Origin of the sequence: Streptomyces sp. NPDC058464 (assembly GCF_042721035.1) — a bacterium.
Taxonomy (GTDB): Bacteria; Actinomycetota; Actinomycetes; order Streptomycetales; family Streptomycetaceae; genus Streptomyces.
This window is the reverse complement of the sequence record NZ_JBHXMA010000026.1, coordinates 80,774-96,893: the sequence shown is the minus strand read 5'-3', so window position 1 is coordinate 96,893 and position 16,120 is coordinate 80,774. Positions and strand designations below refer to the sequence as shown.

The 16,120-nt window shown below is 71.6% G+C and carries 15 protein-coding genes; 10 read left to right on the top strand and 5 right to left on the bottom strand.

The annotated features are described in order from the left end of the window. Positions 1-58: 58 nt before the first annotated feature. Complete coding sequence (locus tag ACFWPQ_RS31045; RefSeq protein ID WP_384041915.1) at positions 59-2,446, bottom strand: Tex family protein; 2,388 nt, start codon at positions 2,444-2,446, stop codon at positions 59-61. A 230-nt stretch (positions 2,447-2,676) separates the two neighbouring features. Then, positions 2,677-3,546, bottom strand: a complete 870-nt coding sequence (locus ACFWPQ_RS31040) for a hypothetical protein (RefSeq protein ID WP_384041912.1) — start codon at positions 3,544-3,546, stop codon at positions 2,677-2,679. 135 nt (positions 3,547-3,681) lie between these two features. Here ACFWPQ_RS31040 and ACFWPQ_RS31035 point away from each other — a divergent pair, with 135 nt between their 5' ends. Together ACFWPQ_RS31035 and ACFWPQ_RS31030 are read left to right on the top strand one after the other, a co-directional pair. Next, positions 3,682-4,650, top strand: a complete 969-nt coding sequence (locus tag ACFWPQ_RS31035; RefSeq protein WP_384041909.1) for a GlxA family transcriptional regulator — start codon at positions 3,682-3,684, stop codon at positions 4,648-4,650. 7 nt (positions 4,651-4,657) lie between these two features. Beyond that, positions 4,658-5,308 carry a DJ-1/PfpI family protein gene (locus ACFWPQ_RS31030; protein ID WP_384041906.1) on the top strand — a complete coding sequence of 217 codons (651 nt, stop codon included), beginning with the start codon at positions 4,658-4,660 and terminating at the stop codon, positions 5,306-5,308. Here the strand turns inward: ACFWPQ_RS31030 and ACFWPQ_RS31025 are convergent. Then, positions 5,280-6,035, bottom strand: coding sequence for an enoyl-CoA hydratase/isomerase family protein (locus ACFWPQ_RS31025; protein WP_384041903.1), 756 nt, complete (start codon positions 6,033-6,035; stop codon positions 5,280-5,282). The two genes, ACFWPQ_RS31030 and ACFWPQ_RS31025, sit on opposite strands and share 29 nt — an antisense overlap. A 280-nt stretch (positions 6,036-6,315) precedes the next feature. Here ACFWPQ_RS31025 and ACFWPQ_RS31020 point away from each other — a divergent pair, with 280 nt between their 5' ends. Continuing rightward, complete coding sequence (locus ACFWPQ_RS31020) at positions 6,316-6,810, top strand: ATP-binding protein (RefSeq protein ID WP_361291040.1); 495 nt, start codon at positions 6,316-6,318, stop codon at positions 6,808-6,810. A gap of 6 nt (positions 6,811-6,816) precedes the next feature. On the opposite strand, the gene idi is transcribed toward ACFWPQ_RS31020, so the two are convergent. Together idi and ACFWPQ_RS31010 are read right to left on the bottom strand one after the other, a co-directional pair. After that, entirely contained in the window at positions 6,817-7,410 is a 594-nt protein-coding gene (idi, locus tag ACFWPQ_RS31015; RefSeq protein WP_384041899.1) for an isopentenyl-diphosphate Delta-isomerase, read from the bottom strand. A gap of 216 nt (positions 7,411-7,626) precedes the next feature. Beyond that, positions 7,627-8,568: a cation diffusion facilitator family transporter gene (locus ACFWPQ_RS31010; protein ID WP_384041896.1), complete on the bottom strand. Its 942-nt coding sequence runs from the start codon at positions 8,566-8,568 to the stop codon at positions 7,627-7,629. A 425-nt stretch (positions 8,569-8,993) separates the two neighbouring features. Between ACFWPQ_RS31010 and ACFWPQ_RS31005 the strand changes: the two genes are divergently transcribed. From ACFWPQ_RS31005 to ACFWPQ_RS30975, 7 genes are all read left to right on the top strand, one after another. After that, positions 8,994-10,760, top strand: a complete 1,767-nt coding sequence (locus tag ACFWPQ_RS31005; protein ID WP_384041894.1) for a DUF5941 domain-containing protein — start codon at positions 8,994-8,996, stop codon at positions 10,758-10,760. Continuing rightward, entirely contained in the window at positions 10,757-11,509 is a 753-nt protein-coding gene (locus ACFWPQ_RS31000; protein ID WP_384041891.1) for a sugar phosphate nucleotidyltransferase, read from the top strand. Before ACFWPQ_RS31005 ends, ACFWPQ_RS31000 begins: the two co-directional genes overlap by 4 nt. Then, positions 11,497-12,558: an iron-containing alcohol dehydrogenase family protein gene (locus ACFWPQ_RS30995; RefSeq protein ID WP_384041888.1), complete on the top strand. Its 1,062-nt coding sequence runs from the start codon at positions 11,497-11,499 to the stop codon at positions 12,556-12,558. Before ACFWPQ_RS31000 ends, ACFWPQ_RS30995 begins: the two co-directional genes overlap by 13 nt. 13 nt (positions 12,559-12,571) lie before the next feature. Then, positions 12,572-13,315 (top strand): CDP-alcohol phosphatidyltransferase family protein, encoded by a 744-nt coding sequence (locus ACFWPQ_RS30990; protein ID WP_361290576.1) that lies wholly within the window; start codon positions 12,572-12,574, stop codon positions 13,313-13,315. An 8-nt stretch (positions 13,316-13,323) separates the two neighbouring features. Further along, positions 13,324-14,196 (top strand): glycosyltransferase family 2 protein, encoded by an 873-nt coding sequence (locus ACFWPQ_RS30985; RefSeq protein WP_384042105.1) that lies wholly within the window; start codon positions 13,324-13,326, stop codon positions 14,194-14,196. A gap of 164 nt (positions 14,197-14,360) precedes the next feature. Further along, positions 14,361-15,290 (top strand): ABC transporter permease, encoded by a 930-nt coding sequence (locus tag ACFWPQ_RS30980; protein WP_384041887.1) that lies wholly within the window; start codon positions 14,361-14,363, stop codon positions 15,288-15,290. Continuing rightward, complete coding sequence (locus ACFWPQ_RS30975; RefSeq protein WP_384041885.1) at positions 15,283-16,077, top strand: ABC transporter ATP-binding protein; 795 nt, start codon at positions 15,283-15,285, stop codon at positions 16,075-16,077. Before ACFWPQ_RS30980 ends, ACFWPQ_RS30975 begins: the two co-directional genes overlap by 8 nt. Positions 16,078-16,120: the final 43 nt, after the last annotated feature.

The window sequence follows — 16,120 nt, the reverse complement described above, 5'->3', positions numbered from 1 at the left end:
GTGGGCGCGACCGGCCACGACGGACCGGCCGCTCCCCGACACCTCCGCGAGGCATCCGTCAGCGCTTGCCGTCCTTCCCGCCCAGCAGCCCGGCCCGGCGCAGCGCATCGGCCATCGCGCTGTTCGCCGGCGGCGGTGCCGACGCCTGACGAGCACCGCCCCCCTGACGCTGCTGTTGCTGCCGCTGCTGCGGCGGACGCCCGCCCCGCTGGCGCCGTTCGCCGCCGTCGCCCTGTCGGCCGCCCTGCTGCGGAGCGGCCTCGTCGTCCAGCCGCAGCGTCAGCGAGATCCGCTTGCGCGGGATGTCCACGTCGAGGACCTTCACCTTGACGATGTCACCCGGCTTCACCACGTCCCGCGGGTCCTTGACGAAGGTCTTGGACAGCGCGGAGACATGCGCCAGACCGTCCTGGTGGACACCGACGTCGATGAACGCGCCGAACGCCGCCACGTTCGTCACCACGCCCTCCAGGACCATCCCGGAGGACAGGTCGGAGATCTTCTCGACGCCCTCCTTGAAGGTGGCCGTCTTGAAGGCCGGACGCGGGTCGCGCCCCGGCTTCTCCAGCTCCTTGAGGATGTCGGTGATGGTCGGCAGACCGAACGTCTCGTCCACGAAGTCCGTCGGCCGCAGCGAGCGCAGCGCACCCGTGTTGCCGATGAGCGCGGCCACCTCCTGGCCCGACGTCTTCACCATGCGCCGGACGACGGGATACGCCTCCGGGTGGACGCTCGACGCGTCCAGCGGGTCGTCGCCGCCGCGGATGCGCAGGAAGCCCGCGCACTGCTCGTACGCCTTCGGGCCGAGCCGGGCCACGTTCTTCAGCTGGCCGCGGGAGGTGAACGGGCCGTTGGTGTCGCGGTGGGCGACGATGTTCTCGGCGAGCCCGGACGTGATGCCCGAGACGCGGGCGAGCAGCGGCGCCGACGCCGTGTTGACGTCCACGCCCACGCCGTTCACACAGTCCTCGACCACCGCGTCCAGCGAGCGCGACAGCTTCACCTCGGACAGGTCGTGCTGGTACTGGCCGACGCCGATCGACTTGGGGTCGATCTTCACCAGCTCGGCCAGCGGGTCCTGGAGCCGGCGGGCGATGGAGACGGCGCCGCGCAGCGACACGTCCATGTCGGGCAGTTCCTGGGACGCGAAGGCGGAGGCCGAGTACACGGACGCGCCGGCCTCGGACACCATCACCTTGGTGAGCGTCAGCTCCGGGTGCCTGGTGATGAGCTCACCGGCGAGCTTGTCGGTCTCGCGGGACGCCGTGCCGTTGCCGATCGCGATGAGGTCGACCGCGTGCTCCTTGGCGAGCCGGGCCAGCTTGGCGATCGCCTCGTCCCACTTGTTGGCCGGGACGTGCGGGTAGATGACGTCGGTGGCGACCACCTTGCCGGTGGCGTCGACGACGGCGACCTTCACGCCGGTCCGGAAACCGGGGTCCAGGCCCAGCGTCGCGCGGGTGCCGGCCGGGGCGGCGAGCAGCAGGTCGCGCAGGTTCGCCGCGAAGACGTCGACCGCCTCGTCCTCGGCGGCCGTGCGCAGGCGCAGCCGCAGGTCGATGCCGAGGTGGACGAGGAGGCGGGTGCGCCAGGCCCAGCGGACCGTGTCCGACAGCCACTTGTCGGCCGGCCGGCCGCGGTCGGCGATCCCGAACCTGTGGGCGACGATCCCCTCGAACGAGGACGGGCCCTCGGTCGGCTCCTCCGGCTCCAGGACGAGGTCGAGGACCTCCTCCTTCTCGCCGCGCAGCATCGCCAGGATGCGGTGCGAGGGCAGGTCGGTGAACGGCTCGGCGAACTCGAAGTAGTCGGCGAACTTCGCGCCCGCCTCCTCCTTGCCGTCCCGCACCTTCGCGGCGAGCCGGCCACGTACCCACATGCGCTCGCGCAGCTCGCCGACGAGGTCCGCGTCCTCCGAGAACCGCTCGGTGAGGATCGCGCGGGCACCCTCCAGGGCGGCCTGCGGATCGGCGACGCCCTTGTCGGCGTCGACGAAGGCGGCGGCGGCCGCCAGCGGCTCCACCCCGGGGTCCCCGAGCAGCCCCTCGGCCAGCGGCTCCAGGCCGGCCTCCCGCGCGATCTGCGCCTTGGTCCGCCGCTTCGGCTTGTACGGCAGGTAGATGTCCTCCAGCCGCGCCTTGGTCTCGGCGCCCCGGATCTGCGCCTCCAGTTCGTCGGTGAGCTTGCCCTGCTCCCGCACCGACTCCAGGATCGCCGTCCGCCGCTCTTCCAGCTCCCGCAGGTAGCGCAGCCGCTCCTCGAGCGTGCGCAGCTGCGCGTCGTCGAGCATCTCGGTCGCTTCCTTGCGGTAGCGGGCGATGAAGGGCACCGTCGAACCGCCGTCGAGCAGCTCCACGGCAGCCTTGACCTGCCGCTCCCGTACGCCGAGCTCCTCGGCGATCCTGCCTTCGATGGACCCTGGAACCAGGGACCCGGGTGTCGTCACGATCCCGTACCGCCTTCTCCACTGAGGTTGCGCCGCAATTGTGGCAGGTGACACCGACAACCGGGCCCCAGGGCGCCTTTCCACGACACGGACTCTCCACGAATCCGTCGCCCACCCGGGGACTCGATCAAACACCCGCACGAATCCGGCCCCCGTCAGACGAAGAGACCACCGCTCGCCCCCGCGTTCGACCACCCCTCCAGACCGCCCGCCCAGGGCCTCGCCTCTCGTCACCCCTTGCCGACAAGGTCCGCCGGAAATGCCCCCGCGGCCACCGCCGCCCTCGCGAACCCCGCCGCGAGCTCCGTCAGCCGTGCCACCCCGGCGGACCCCAGGTGCTCGTACGGGGCTCGGTCCAGCCGGTCCGTCTCCGCCTCGATCTCCGCCCGCAGGGCCACCCCCGCCCCGGTCAGCTCGCCCTCCGCGTCGAGCAGCCCGCGCTCCCGCAGCCGTGCCACCGCCGCGTCCCAGTCGTCCTGGCTCCAGCCGCGCGTGGCGAACACCCACTTCGGAGTCATGCCCTTGCCGGTCGCCGTGTGCGTCACCACCGCCTCCAGCCCGTCGAGACCGGCCGCCAGCAGTGCCGCGAGGTGCCCGTCGCCGCGGTGCTCGCGCAGCAGCGTGCTCGCGTACCAGTAGGCGAGATGGGGCTCCTGGGGAACCGGCAGGTCCGCGTGGGCGGCGTACAGCGGGCGGCCGGAGCGCGAGCAGGCCTCGGTGGCGCGCAGCGCGAGCCTCGCGGCCTCGGCCATCCCGTCGGAGACCACCGTGTCCGCACCGAGCAGCCGCCGCATCGACGCGTCGACGGCACGCACGCGTGCGGCGAGGACGTCCTTCGGGGCGGCGGTCTCCCAGACGGCCGGCACATGCCGGGCCACCAGCTCGTGCTTGTAGTTGTAGAACGTCGCCGTCACCGTGCCGGCCCCGACCGCCCCCAACGCGGCCGCCCGCACCGCGAAGTTGACGGCCCGCGGATGGGTGACCCCGAGCGCGGCCAGTTCCTCGGCCAGCTCGGGGCTGAAGAAGTGGGTCGCGTGCAGGGAGTTGAGCAGGGTGTGGCAGCGGCGGCCGGCGCGCGGCTCCAGTGCGGCGGTTGTCATGGGCGCACGCTACTGACTGGTTGGTACGGACTCCAGTGTCCGGGGCGATGCGGGCCCGGGACTCCGTCCGGGATGGCAGGAAAGGTGGGCTACTCGTCATTGCAGCCATCACCGGACGGGCCAACAATCGATGACATGGCGCAGCGAACCGTTCTCGTCGTCCTCTTCGACGGCGTCCAGAGCCTCGACGTCACCGGCCCCGTGGAGGTGTTCACGGGCGCCGAGACCCACACCCCGGGCAGCTACCGTGTCCGCACCGCCTCCCTGGACGGCGCTCCCGTGCGCACCTCCAGCGGGCTGACCGTCGTACCGGACGGGGCCCTGGCCGACGCGCCCGACCCGCACACCCTCCTCGTCCCCGGTGGCCAGGGCACCCGGCGGTCCGACCCGGAGCTGGTGGCGTGGCTGCGGGCGCACGGGCCGCTCGCCGAGCGGCTCGTCTCCGTCTGCACCGGTGCCGTCCTGCTCGCCGCCGCCGGGCTCCTGGACGGCCACCGGGCGACCACCCACTGGGCGTACTGCGAGACGCTGGCCCGCGACCATCCCGCCGTCTGCGTCGACCCCGACCCGATCTACGTCCGGGACGGCCGCGTCGCCACCTCGGCCGGTGTCACCTCCGGCATCGACCTCGCCCTCGCGCTCGTCGAGGAGGACCTCGGCCGGGCCGTCGCGCTCGCCGTCGCCCGGCACCTGGTGGTGTTCCTGCGCAGACCCGGCAACCAGGCCCAGTTCAGCGCCCAGCTCGCCGCCCAGACCGCACAGCGCGCACCACTGCGGGAGGTCCAGCAGTGGATCACCGAGCACCCGGACGACGACCTGAGCGTCGAGGCGCTGGCCGCCCGCGCCGCGCTCTCGCCCCGCCACTTCGCCCGCGCCTTCCAGGCCGAGACCGGGACGACGCCCGGCCGCTACGTCGACCGGGTCCGGCTGGAACACGCCCGCCGGCTCCTGGAGGACACCGGCGACGGCGTCGGGGAGGTCTCCCGGGCCAGCGGCTACGGCACGCCCGAAGCGATGCGCCGTGCCTTCCTCAAGGCCCTCGGCACCACTCCCGCCGAATACCGGCGCAGGTTCAGCCCGGCCCCCGCCGACCCGACCCGTTAGGAGAGCCATGCAGTTCGCGATCGTGCTCTACGACCGATTCACCGCCCTCGACGCCGTGGGGCCGTACGAGACCCTGGGGCGGCTCCCGGACTCCGAGGTCGTCTTCGTCGCCGAGGAGGCCGGCCCCGTCCGCACCGACAACGGGTATCTCGCCCTGACCGCCGACCGGCCCCTCGCCGAGGTGCCGCACCCCGATGTCGTGGTCGTCCCCGGCGGCCCCGGCCAGACCCCGCAGATGACGAACCAGGCCCTCCTCGACTGGATCCGCACCGCCGACGCCACCAGCACCTGGACGACGTCCGTGTGCACCGGTTCCCTGCTGCTCGCCGCCGCGGGCCTCCTCGAAGGCCGCCGGGCCACCTCGCACTGGCTGGCCCTGGACGAGCTGCGGAAGTTCGGCGCCGAGCCGACGGGGGAGCGGGTCGTCACCGACGGAAAGTACGTGACCGCGGCCGGTGTCTCCGCCGGCATCGACATGGGCCTCGCCCTCCTCGGCCGGATCTCCGGGGACGATGTCGCCCAGGCCGTACAGCTCGGGATCGAGTACGACCCGCAGCCGCCCTACGACGCGGGCTCCCCGCAGAAGGCGCCCGCCGAGGTCGTCGCCCTGCTCCGCTCGATGAGCCGGTTCATCCTCGGCGCGGAACTGCCCACGTGAACCGCGGCTGACGGCGCTCCAGGAACGCGGCGACGCCCTCGGCGGTGTCGCCGCTGCCGCGTGCCTGCTCCGCCCAGTGCGCGTCCCGGTCCGTGCGGCCGTCCGCGAACTCCTTCGCGGCGGCCTGCGTCAGCTGCGAGCGGGCGCCCAGGGTCCGGGTGAACTCGGCCACCCGCTTGTCCAGTTCGCCCTCCGGCAGCACCTCGTCGACCAGACCGGTGCGCAGCGCCCGGTCCGCGTCGATCAGCTCGCCGGAGAAGAGGAGGTACTTGGTGGTGGCCGGGCCGACGAGGGACACCAGGCGGCGGGTGGAGGCGGCCGGGTAGACGATGCCGAGCTTGGCCGGTGTCACCCCGAACAGCGCGCCCTCCTCGGCGAACCGCAGATCGCAGGCGGCGGCGAGCTGCGAGCCGCCGCCGACGCAGTGGCCGCGCACCGCGGCGAGGGTCGGCTTGGGGAACGCGGCGAGGGCCTCCTCGGCGGCGACGGCGAGTGTCTGTGCCTCGGCGGAGGAGCCCCGGAGGGTGGAGATGTCGGCGCCGGCACAGAAGGTGCCCCCCTCGCCGGTGAGGACGAGAGCCCGCACGGCGGGGTCCGCCGCGAGGGCGTCGAGAAGGGGCGGGAGGGCGCGCCACATCTCCGCGGTCATCGCGTTGCGTTTGGCAGGGTTGCCGATGACGACCGTGGCAACGGCGTTTCCGACCTGGTGGTCGAGGCGGGGCTCCATAGTGCGGGATGGTATCCGCGCCCGGGAGGAGTGGAATTCCGGTGGTGACAGGGGAGCCGCATCCCGTCTCCCGGGAAAGTTCTCATACCCGTACAACCCGAATAGTTCGCGAAGTCGGCATTCAAGAGGGCAAGAGTCGTCCCACAACTGACCTTGTCATACGCCAACGGTCGGATCCGCTCGATAGTTGCTGACTTGTGTTCAGTCATCCGGAGCGGAGCGGGTCGTTACCAACACTCGACGTGTGGTGACAATCGAGCGCGAGGGTGGCGACCGGACGATGGAGAACCACGGGCGCGGGCACGACCCGCGTCCAGAGGGAGGCGGCGCTCCGCCGCCGGATCCGCTGCCGTACGAAGGAGTCTGGCGGTTCACCGCCGCCGCTGTGGACGCCTCGGTCCCGCAGGCGCGGCGCGCCGTACGGGACCTGCTCCAGCGCCAGGGCGTCCCGGTCTCGGAGGACCTGGTGTACGGGCTGTTGCTGATCGTCTCCGAGCTGGTCACCAACGCGGTCAAGCACGCGGCGCTGCTGTCGCCGATGCTCGCCGTGGAGGTCGCCGTCGGCGCCGAGTGGGTGCGGGTGTCGGTGGAGGACAACCACCCCTACCGCCCGACCGCCCTGGAGGCCGACCATGGCCAGCTCGGCGGCCGGGGGCTGCTGCTGGTCCGGGAGGTGGCCCGGGAGGCCGGCGGAGTCGTGGACGTGGAGCACACGTCGAACGGCGGCAAGGTGATCTGGGCCGCCCTGCCGCTCAAACCCGCGACACTGCCCTGAGGGGGTTCACCAGCCGGCGGACGGGCCCGTCAGCTCCCTGATCGCCGGGCGGGCCGCGTCCAGCACGGTCATGAACCAGGACGAGAAGGGGGCCTGGGCGTGCCGCTCGGTCAGCTCGGCGGCCGTCACGAAGACGGTCGCCTCGACCTCCTCCGGGTCCGGCGCGAGCGGCGCCTGGACCATGCCGACGAACAGGTGGTTGAACTCCTGCTCGACCAGGCCGGAGGCCGGGTCCGGGTGGTTGTAGCGGACCGTGCCCGCCTCGGCGAGCAGCGACGGGGAGACCCCCAGCTCCTCGAAGGTCCGCCGGGCGGCCGCCGCGAAGGGGGCCTCTCCGGGGTAGGGGTGGCCGCAGCAGGTGTTGGACCACACGCCGGGGGAGTGGTACTTGCCCAGTGCCCGCTGCTGGAGCAGCAGCCTGCCGTGCTCGTCGAAGAGGAAGACGGAGAACGCCCGGTGCAGCTGCCCGGGCGGCTGGTGCGCGGCCAGCTTCTCCGCGGTGCCGATGGTCACACCCTTCTCGTCGACGAGTTCAAGGAAAATCGCGTCTGCGGTCCCTTCCGACGTGCTGTGCGTCGCGGTGGCAGGTGTGATCGGCATACCCATCCTTCGCCTCGGTCCTCGCACCAAGTCTGCCGTACGAATCCGACACTCCCGGCACTTCCCGGCACGGGCACGCCGGAAGAGGGACCCGGTAGTTGATCGTGCCCTACGGGTGCCCGAGGGAACCGTCCGGGGGTCTCGAACACAAGGACGCCGGGGGAGCGCGGAGCGCTGCGTTCCGGTATCCGGCCGCAGTGTCCGGCCGTGCCGGGGTCAGTGGCAGAGCCGGGCCTCGTGCTCCGCGTGCCCGACCGGTTCCAGCTGGAAGGTGCAGTGCTCCACGTCGAAGTGGTGGCCCAGGCAGCCCTGCAGCTCGTGCAGCAGCTTCTCGTGGCCGATGGCGCTGAGCACGTCCGAGCGGACCACCACGTGCGCCGACAGCACCGGCATCCCCGAGGTGATCGTCCAGGCGTGCAGGTCGTGGACGTCCGCCACGCCGTCAAGGGCCAGGATGTGCGTCCGTACCTCCGTCATGTCGACGCCCCGCGGCGCCGCCTCCAGCAGGACGTCCAGGGTCTCGCGCAGCAGTTTCAGCGTCCTCGGCACGATCATCAGGCCGATGACCAGCGAGGCGATCGGGTCAGCCGCCTGCCGGCCGGTGGTCAGGATCACCACGGCCGAGATCAGCACCGCCAGCGAGCCCAGCGCGTCGGCGGCCACCTCCAGGAACGCCCCGCGCACGTTCAGGCTCTCCTGCCGGCCGCGCACCAGCAGCGTGAGCGAGATCATGTTGGCGACCAGGCCGATGAGGCCGAACACGATCATCTGGCCGCCGTGGGTGTCCGCCGGCGTGAGGAACCGCTGGACCGCCTCGTACAGCACATAGCCGCCGACCACGAGCAGCAGCAGACAGTTCGCCAGGGCGGCGAGGATCTCGGCGCGGGCGAGGCCGAAGGTGCGGTTGGTGCTCGGCGGGCGGTTGGCGAAGTGGATCGCCAGCAGGGCCATGCCGAGGCCCAGCGCGTCGGTCGCCATGTGGGCCGCGTCCGCGATCAGCGCGAGCGAGTCGGCCACCAGGCCGCCGGCGATCTCGACCACCATCACCCCGAGGGTGATGGCGAGCGCCACCCGGAGCCGTCCCCGGTACGCCGCCGCGGCCGTGCCGGTGGCCGGCGCGTGACTGTGGCCGTGACCGTGGTCGTGCCCTGCCCCCATGGGATACGCCTCCTGTGTTCCGCCCGGGATCACAGTGAACTACGGGTGGGGGGTATCCGGCAACGCGGCACTGAAGACCGTTGTCATCTGCCCTGACCTGCGAAAACAAAGACCAGGTCAGGGCAGCCTCAGTTACCTTCCGTGAAGGGCTGGGTGGTGCGGACGGACGGTCGCGGAGCCGTGGGCGGGTGTCTTCAATGTCCGTTCTGTGAGCGCGGTTTGTGGGCCGGGGCCCGGATCGCGGATGATGATCTCGGCAAAGGCCGGGGCAGAGTGGGTGGACCGTGCCGTGAACGGCCGGTGAACAAGCAGTCCTCACCATCCGATAACCTCTGCCGAATGCCGCCCGGGGGCCGCCAGGTACACCCCGCCCGACCATGCAGCAGACCGGCGTCCGTTCGCCGGCACCCAGGGAGTGAGTTCGGTTGTCGACCGCCATCGTCACCGGTCCGCCGGTCCCCGGATCGTCACTGGAGAGCGATCTGCGGGCGCTCGGCTTCGAGGTGCGGACGGCGTCGGACACCGTCGAGACCGAGGCCCTGCTCGCCGCCGTACCCGCCGACCGGCGCGTCGCCGTCGTCGACTCCCGCTTCGTCGGCCATGTGCACGCCCTGCGGCTCGGCCTCACCGACCCCCGCTTCCCGCTCGCCGCGATCCCCGGCGCCGTCACCGCCCGGCCGGCCGGCCGTCAGGCCCTGAGCCGCGCGCTGGCCGGGGAAGCCGCCGCGGGCGGCGGCACCGCCCTCGCCGTCGACGGTCTCGTCACCGCCCTCGACGCCGACGTCCACCATCCCGAGCTGGGCAGCCTGGTCGCGGCCGTCCCCGCCGATCCGCAGGCCCGCAACGAGGCACGGCAGGCCGTCGCCGCCGTCGACGACGAGGCCGTACGCCTGAAGTCGGCCGTGAAGTCCCGCGACGGCTTCTTCACCACCTTCTTCATCAGCCCGTACTCCCGCTACATCGCCCGCTGGTGCGCCCGCCGCGGCCTGACCCCCAACCAGGTCACCACCGCCTCCCTGCTCACCGCCCTGATCGCGGCGAGCTGCGCGGCCACCGGCACCCGCATCGGATTCGTCGCGGCGGGCGTGCTGCTCATCGCCTCCTTCGTCCTGGACTGCACCGACGGCCAGCTCGCCCGCTACTCCCTGCAGTACTCCACGCTCGGCGCCTGGCTGGACGCCACCTTCGACCGGGCCAAGGAGTACGCCTACTACGCGGGCCTCGCGCTGGGCGCCGCCCGCGGCGGCGACGACGTGTGGGCCCTCGCCCTCGGCGCCATGGTCCTGCAGACCTGCCGGCACGTGGTCGACTTCTCCTTCAACGAGGCCAACCACGACGCCACCGCCAACACCAGCCCCACCGCGGCCCTCTCCGGGCGCCTCGACAGCGTCGGCTGGACGGTCTGGGTGCGCCGGATGATAGTCCTGCCCATCGGCGAACGATGGGCACTGATAGCCGTCCTCACGGCGACGACGACCCCGCGGATCACCTTCTACGTCCTGCTGGTCGGCTGCGCCTTCGCGGCGACCTACACCACGGCCGGGCGGGTGCTGCGATCGCTGACCCGGAAGGCGAAGCGGACCGACCGGGCGGCACAGGCGCTGGCGGACCTGGCGGACAACGGTCCGCTCGCCGGGTTCGTGTCCCGCGCCCTGCGCGCCCCGCTCGGATCCCCGTTCCTGGTGGCCCTCGCCGGCGTGGCGGTTCTCACCGTCTCCCTCTTCTCCGGTGTGACCTGGGCCCCGGTCGCGGGAGCCGTCGTCTACGCCCTCGCCTCCGGCCAGGCCCTGGCCCGCCCCCTCAAGGGCGCCCTCGACTGGCTGGTCCCGCCCCTCTTCCGCGCCGCCGAGTACGGCACCGTGCTCGTCCTCGCAGGTAAAGCTGGGGTAAACGGAGCCCTTCCTGCGGCTTTCGGCCTGGTGGCCGCCGTCGCCTACCATCACTACGACACGGTGTACCGCATCCGCGGGAACGCCGGGGCGCCACCGGCCTGGCTGGTCCGCGCCATCGGGGGACAGGAAGGGCGAGTGCTGCTGGTCACCGTCCTGGCCGCGGTGCTCACCGGCGCGCAGTTCAAGGTCGCGCTCACGGTCCTCGCCGTGATCGTGGCCGGGCTGGTGCTCGTCGAGAGCATCCGCTTCTGGGTGTCCGCAGGGGCGCCCGCCGTACACGACGAAGGAGAACCCGCATGATCGGCCTCGTGCTGGCGGCCGGCGCCGGACGGCGTCTGCGCCCCTACACCGACAGCCTGCCCAAGGCGCTGGTGCCGGTGGGGCCTGCCGGGATAGAGGACTCGATCACGGTGCTCGACCTGACCCTCGGCAACTTCGCCGAGATCGGCCTGACCGAGGTCGCGATCATCGTCGGCTACCGCAAGGAGGCCGTCTACGAGCGCAAGGCGGCTCTGGAGGCGAAGTACGGCCTCAAGCTCACCCTCATCGACAACGACAAGGCCGAGGAGTGGAACAACGCCTACTCCCTGTGGTGCGGCCGTGACGCCCTCAAGGACGGCGTGATCCTCGCCAACGGCGACACCGTGCACCCGGTCTCCGTCGAGCGGACGCTGCTCGCCTCCCGCGGCGACGGCAAGAAGATCATCCTCGCGCTGGACACGGTCAAGGACCTCGCCGACGAGGAGATGAAGGTCGTCGTCGGCGCCGACAAGGGCATGACGAAGATCACCAAGCTGATGGATCCCGCCGAGGCCACCGGCGAGTACATCGGCGTCACCCTCATCGAGGGCGACGCGGCCCCCGAGCTCGCCGACGCGCTGAAGGCGGTCTGGGAGACCGACCCGCAGCAGTTCTACGAGCACGGCTACCAGGAGCTGGTCAACCGCGGCTTCCGGATCGACGTGGCGCCGATCGGCGACGTCCGGTGGGTCGAGATCGACAACCACGACGATCTCGCCAGGGGACGGGAGATCGCGTGCCAGTACTGACCCGGCTGATCCCCTCGCCGGTCGTCGTGGACATCCGCCCGGGTGCCCTCGACGACCTTGCGGGCGTGCTCGCCGACGAACGCATCTCGCACTCCGGGCGGCTCGCGGTCGCCGTCAGCGGCGGCTCCGGCTCGAAGCTGCGCGAGCGCGTCGCGCCGAGCCTGCCCGGCGCCACCTGGTACGAGGTCGGCGGCGGCACCCTCGACGACGCGATCCGGCTGGCCGGCGAGATCAAGGCCGGCCACTACGACGCGGTCGTCGGCCTCGGCGGCGGCAAGATCATCGACTGCGCCAAGTTCGCCGCGGCCCGGGTGGGCCTGCCGCTGGTCGCGGTGCCGACGAACCTCGCGCACGACGGACTCTGCTCGCCGGTCGCCACCCTCGACAACGACGCGGGCCGCGGCTCCTACGGCGTGCCGAACCCGATCGCGGTCGTCATCGATCTCGACGTCATCCGGGAGGCCCCGGCGCGCTTCGTGCGCTCGGGCATCGGCGACGCCGTCTCCAACATCTCGGCGATCGCGGACTGGGAGCTGTCCCACCGCGTCAATGGCGAGAAGATCGACGGTCTGGCGGCCGCCATGGCCCGGCAGGCCGGCGAGGCGGTGCTGCGCCACCCCGGCGGCATCGGCGAGAACGACTTCCTCCAGGTCCTCGCCGAGGCGCTGGTGCTCAGCGGTATCGCCATGTCGGTGTCGGGCGACTCCCGCCCGTCCTCCGGCGCCTGCCACGAGATCAACCACGCCTTCGACCTGCTGTTCCCGAGGCGTGCCGCCAGCCACGGCGAGCAGTGCGGGCTCGGCGCGGCCTTCGCGATGTACCTGCGCGGAGCCCACGAGGAGTCCGTGTACATGGCCGGTGTGCTGCGCCGGCACGGACTGCCGGTGCTGCCGGAGGAGATCGGCTTCACCGTGGACGAGTTCGTCCGGGTCGTGGAGTTCGCTCCGGAGACCCGGCCCGGCCGCTACACCATCCTCGAACACCTCGACCTCAAGACCCACCAGATCAAGGACATCTACGTCGACTATGTCAAGGCCATCGGTAGCTGAACTCCGTCCGGTCGTGCACCCCGCTGGGGTCAAGGACCGGCGCAGCGGTGAGCACTGGATGGGACGCCTCTACATGCGCGAGGTGTCCCTGCGGGTGGACCGCTACCTGGTGAACACCAGGGTCACGCCCAACCAGCTCACGTACCTGATGACCGTCTTCGGCGTGCTCGCGGCCCCGGCCCTGCTGGTGCCCGGGATCACGGGCGCCGTCCTCGGTGTGGTGTGCGTCCAGATGTACCTGCTGCTCGACTGCGTCGACGGCGAGGTCGCCCGCTGGAAGCAGCAGTACTCGCTGGGCGGGGTCTACCTCGACCGGGTGGGCGCCTACCTCACCGACGCCGCCGTCCTCGTGGGCCTCGGGCTGCGCGCCGCCGACCTGTTCGGCAGCGGCCGTATCGACTGGCTGTGGGCCTTCCTCGGCACCCTGGCCGCGCTCGGCGCGATCCTGATCAAGGCCGAGACCGACCTGGTCGGCGTCGCCCGCCACCAGGCCGGCCTGCCGGTGGTCAAGGAGGCCGCCGCCGAGATGCGCTCCTCCGGGATGGCGCTGGCCCGCCGGGCCGCCGCCCTGCTCCGGTTCCACCGGCTGATCCTCGGCATCGAGGCGTCCCTGCTGATCCTGGTCCTCGCGATCGTCGACCAGGTCCGCGGCGACCTCTTCTTCACCCGGCTCGGCACCGCCGTGCTCGCCGGCATCGCGCTGCTCCAGACCCTGCTGCACCTGGTCTCGGTCCTCGCGTCGAGCAGGCTGCGGTGAGCGCCGGGCTGAAGGTCGGCGCGGTCGTCATCACCATGGGCAACCGCCCGGACGAACTGCGCGCCCTCCTCGACTCGGTCGCCAAGCAGGACGGCGAGCGGGTCGAGGTGGTCGTCGTCGGCAACGGCTCGCCCGTCCCGGACGTCCCGGACGGCGTCCGTACCCTGGAGCTGCCCGAGAACCTCGGGATCCCGGGCGGGCGCAACGTCGGCATAGAGGCCTTCGGCCCCAGCGGCCGTGACGTCGACATACTGCTCTTCCTGGACGACGACGGACTGCTCGCCGAGCACGACACCGCCGAGCTGTGCCGCCAGGCCTTCGCCGCCGACCAGCGGCTCGGCATCATCAGCTTCCGCATCGCCGACCCGGACACCGGGCAGACCCAGCGCCGGCACGTGCCGCGGCTGCGGGCCTCCGACCCGATGCGCTCCTCCCGGGTCACCACCTTCCTGGGCGGCGCCAACGCCGTCCGCACCCAGGTCCTCGCCGAGGTCGGCGGCCTGCCGGACGAGTTCTTCTACGCCCACGAGGAGACCGACCTGGCCTGGCGGGCCCTGGACGCCGGCTGGATGATCGACTACCGGTCCGACATGGTCCTCAACCACCCCACCACCGCTCCCTCCCGGCACGCGGTCTACCACCGGATGGTCGCACGCAACCGGGTCTGGCTGGCCCGCCGCAACCTGCCCGCCCCCCTGGTCCCGGTCTACCTCGGGGTGTGGCTGCTGCTGACCCTGGTGCGCCGCCCCTCCCGCCCGGCCCTGCACGCCTGGTTCGCCGGCTTCCGGGAGGGCTGGACCACCCCGTGCGGCCCCCGCCGACCGATGCGCTGGCGGACCGTGTGGAAGCTCACGCGACTGGGCCGTCCCCCGGTGATCTGACAAGCTCGAAGGTGCGGGTCCGCGCGACGGTGCGCGGACACCCCCCTGAAGGCGTCTCCGATGGCGGAGACGTGTCGCGTCCAATAGCACAATTGCGTAAGACGAACGTAAGACGAATCCGACGGCGCATCCGCGGACGGATCCGGAGACGAAGGCTTCCACCCTTGAGTGAGACAACGCATGACGGCGGGATCGCGGTGAGCGCGGTGCCGTCGCCCGACGAAGGCCTCACGGCGGCGCAGCTCGCCGCCAGGTACGGACTCGCGGTGAGCGGCGCACGCCCCTCGCTCGTCGAGTACGTACGCCAGCTCTGGGGACGGCGCCACTTCATCCTGGCCTTCTCACAGGCCAAGCTCACCGCCCAGTACAGCCAGGCCAAGCTCGGCCAGCTCTGGCAGGTGGCCACGCCGCTGCTGAACGCGGCCGTGTACTACTTCATCTTCGGCGTCATCCTGCACGCCAGCCGTGGCATGTCGCAGGACATCTACATCCCGTTCCTGGTCACCGGCGTGTTCACCTTCACGTTCACCCAGAGCTCGATCATGACGGGCGTGCGGGCGATCGCCGGCAACCTCGGCCTGGTCCGGGCGCTGCACTTCCCGCGCGCCTCGCTGCCGATCTCCTTCGCGCTCCAGCAGCTCCAGCAGCTGCTCTTCTCGATGATCGTCATGGTCGCCGTGGTGGTCGGGTTCGGCAGCCGCCCGGGCCTGTCCTGGGTGCTGGTCGTCCCGATCCTGTTCCTGCTCTTCCTCTTCAACACGGGACTGGCCCTGATCGTGGCCCGGCTGGGAGCCAAGACCCCGGACCTCGCCCAGCTGCTGCCGTTCGTCCTGCGCACCTGGATGTACATGTCCGGTGTGATGTTCTCGATCACCAAGATGATGGAGGGCCGGCCGGAGTGGGCGCGCACGCTCCTCCAGGTGAACCCCGCCACCGTCTACATGGACCTGATGCGCTTCGCCCTCATCGACGGCTACGGCGCCTCGAACCTGCCGCCGCACGTCTGGGCCGTCGCGCTGTCCTGGGCCGTGGTCGTGTTCGCCGGCGGTTTCGTGTACTTCTGGAAGGCGGAGGAGCGGTACGGCCGTGGCTGACCTCAACGACGTGGAGCAGGACCAGGGGGAGCGGATCCCCACCGTGATCGCGGAGGACGTGCACATCGTCTACCGGGTCAACGGCGCCAAGACCGGCAAGGGCAGCGCGACGGCCGCGCTCAGCCGCATCTTCAAGCGCGGCGACGACCGGGGGGTGCGCAAGGTGCACGCGGTCCGCGGGGTCTCCTTCGTCGCCTACCGCGGCGAGGCCATCGGCCTGATCGGCTCCAACGGCTCCGGGAAGTCCACCCTGCTGCGCGCCATCGCCGGCCTGCTGCCCGCCGAGAAGGGCCGGGTCTACACCAACGGCCAGCCCTCGCTGCTCGGCGTCAACGCGGCCCTGATGAACGACCTCACGGGTGAGCGCAACGTCATCCTGGGCGGCCTCGCGATGGGCATGTCCCGCGAGGAGATCAAGGACCGCTACCAGGAGATCGTCGAGTTCTCCGGCATCAACGACAAGGGCGACTTCATCACGCTGCCCATGCGGACCTACTCCTCCGGCATGGCGGCCCGGCTCCGCTTCTCCATCGCCGCCGCCAAGGACCACGACGTCCTCATGATCGACGAGGCGCTGGCCACCGGTGACGCGGCCTTCCGCAAGCGCTCCGAGGACCGGATCCGCGAACTCCGCGAGCACGCCGGAACGGTGTTTCTGGTCAGTCACAACAACAAGTCGATCCGCGACACCTGCGACCGCGTCCTGTGGCTGGAGCGCGGTGAGCTGCGCATGGACGGCCCGACCGAAGAGGTGCTCCAGGAGTACGAGAAGTTCACGGGCAAGTAGCCCGCCACGCCCCGGGCCCCGCCGGAACCTTTCCGGTGGGGCC

Excerpts from the sequence above, each read along its gene's own strand:
- ACFWPQ_RS31040 (WP_384041912.1), bottom strand. The coding sequence starts at position 3,546 with ATGACAACCGCCGCACTGGAGCCGCGCGCCGGCCGCCGCTGCCACACC.
- ACFWPQ_RS31035 (WP_384041909.1), top strand. The coding sequence starts at position 3,682 with ATGGCGCAGCGAACCGTTCTCGTCGTCCTCTTCGACGGCGTCCAGAGC.
- ACFWPQ_RS31030 (WP_384041906.1), top strand. The coding sequence starts at position 4,658 with ATGCAGTTCGCGATCGTGCTCTACGACCGATTCACCGCCCTCGACGCC.
- ACFWPQ_RS31025 (WP_384041903.1), bottom strand. The coding sequence starts at position 6,035 with ATGGAGCCCCGCCTCGACCACCAGGTCGGAAACGCCGTTGCCACGGTC.
- ACFWPQ_RS31020 (WP_361291040.1), top strand. The coding sequence starts at position 6,316 with ATGGAGAACCACGGGCGCGGGCACGACCCGCGTCCAGAGGGAGGCGGC.
- idi (WP_384041899.1), bottom strand. The coding sequence starts at position 7,410 with ATGCCGATCACACCTGCCACCGCGACGCACAGCACGTCGGAAGGGACC.
- ACFWPQ_RS31010 (WP_384041896.1), bottom strand. The coding sequence starts at position 8,568 with ATGGGGGCAGGGCACGACCACGGTCACGGCCACAGTCACGCGCCGGCC.
- ACFWPQ_RS31000 (WP_384041891.1), top strand. The coding sequence starts at position 10,757 with ATGATCGGCCTCGTGCTGGCGGCCGGCGCCGGACGGCGTCTGCGCCCC.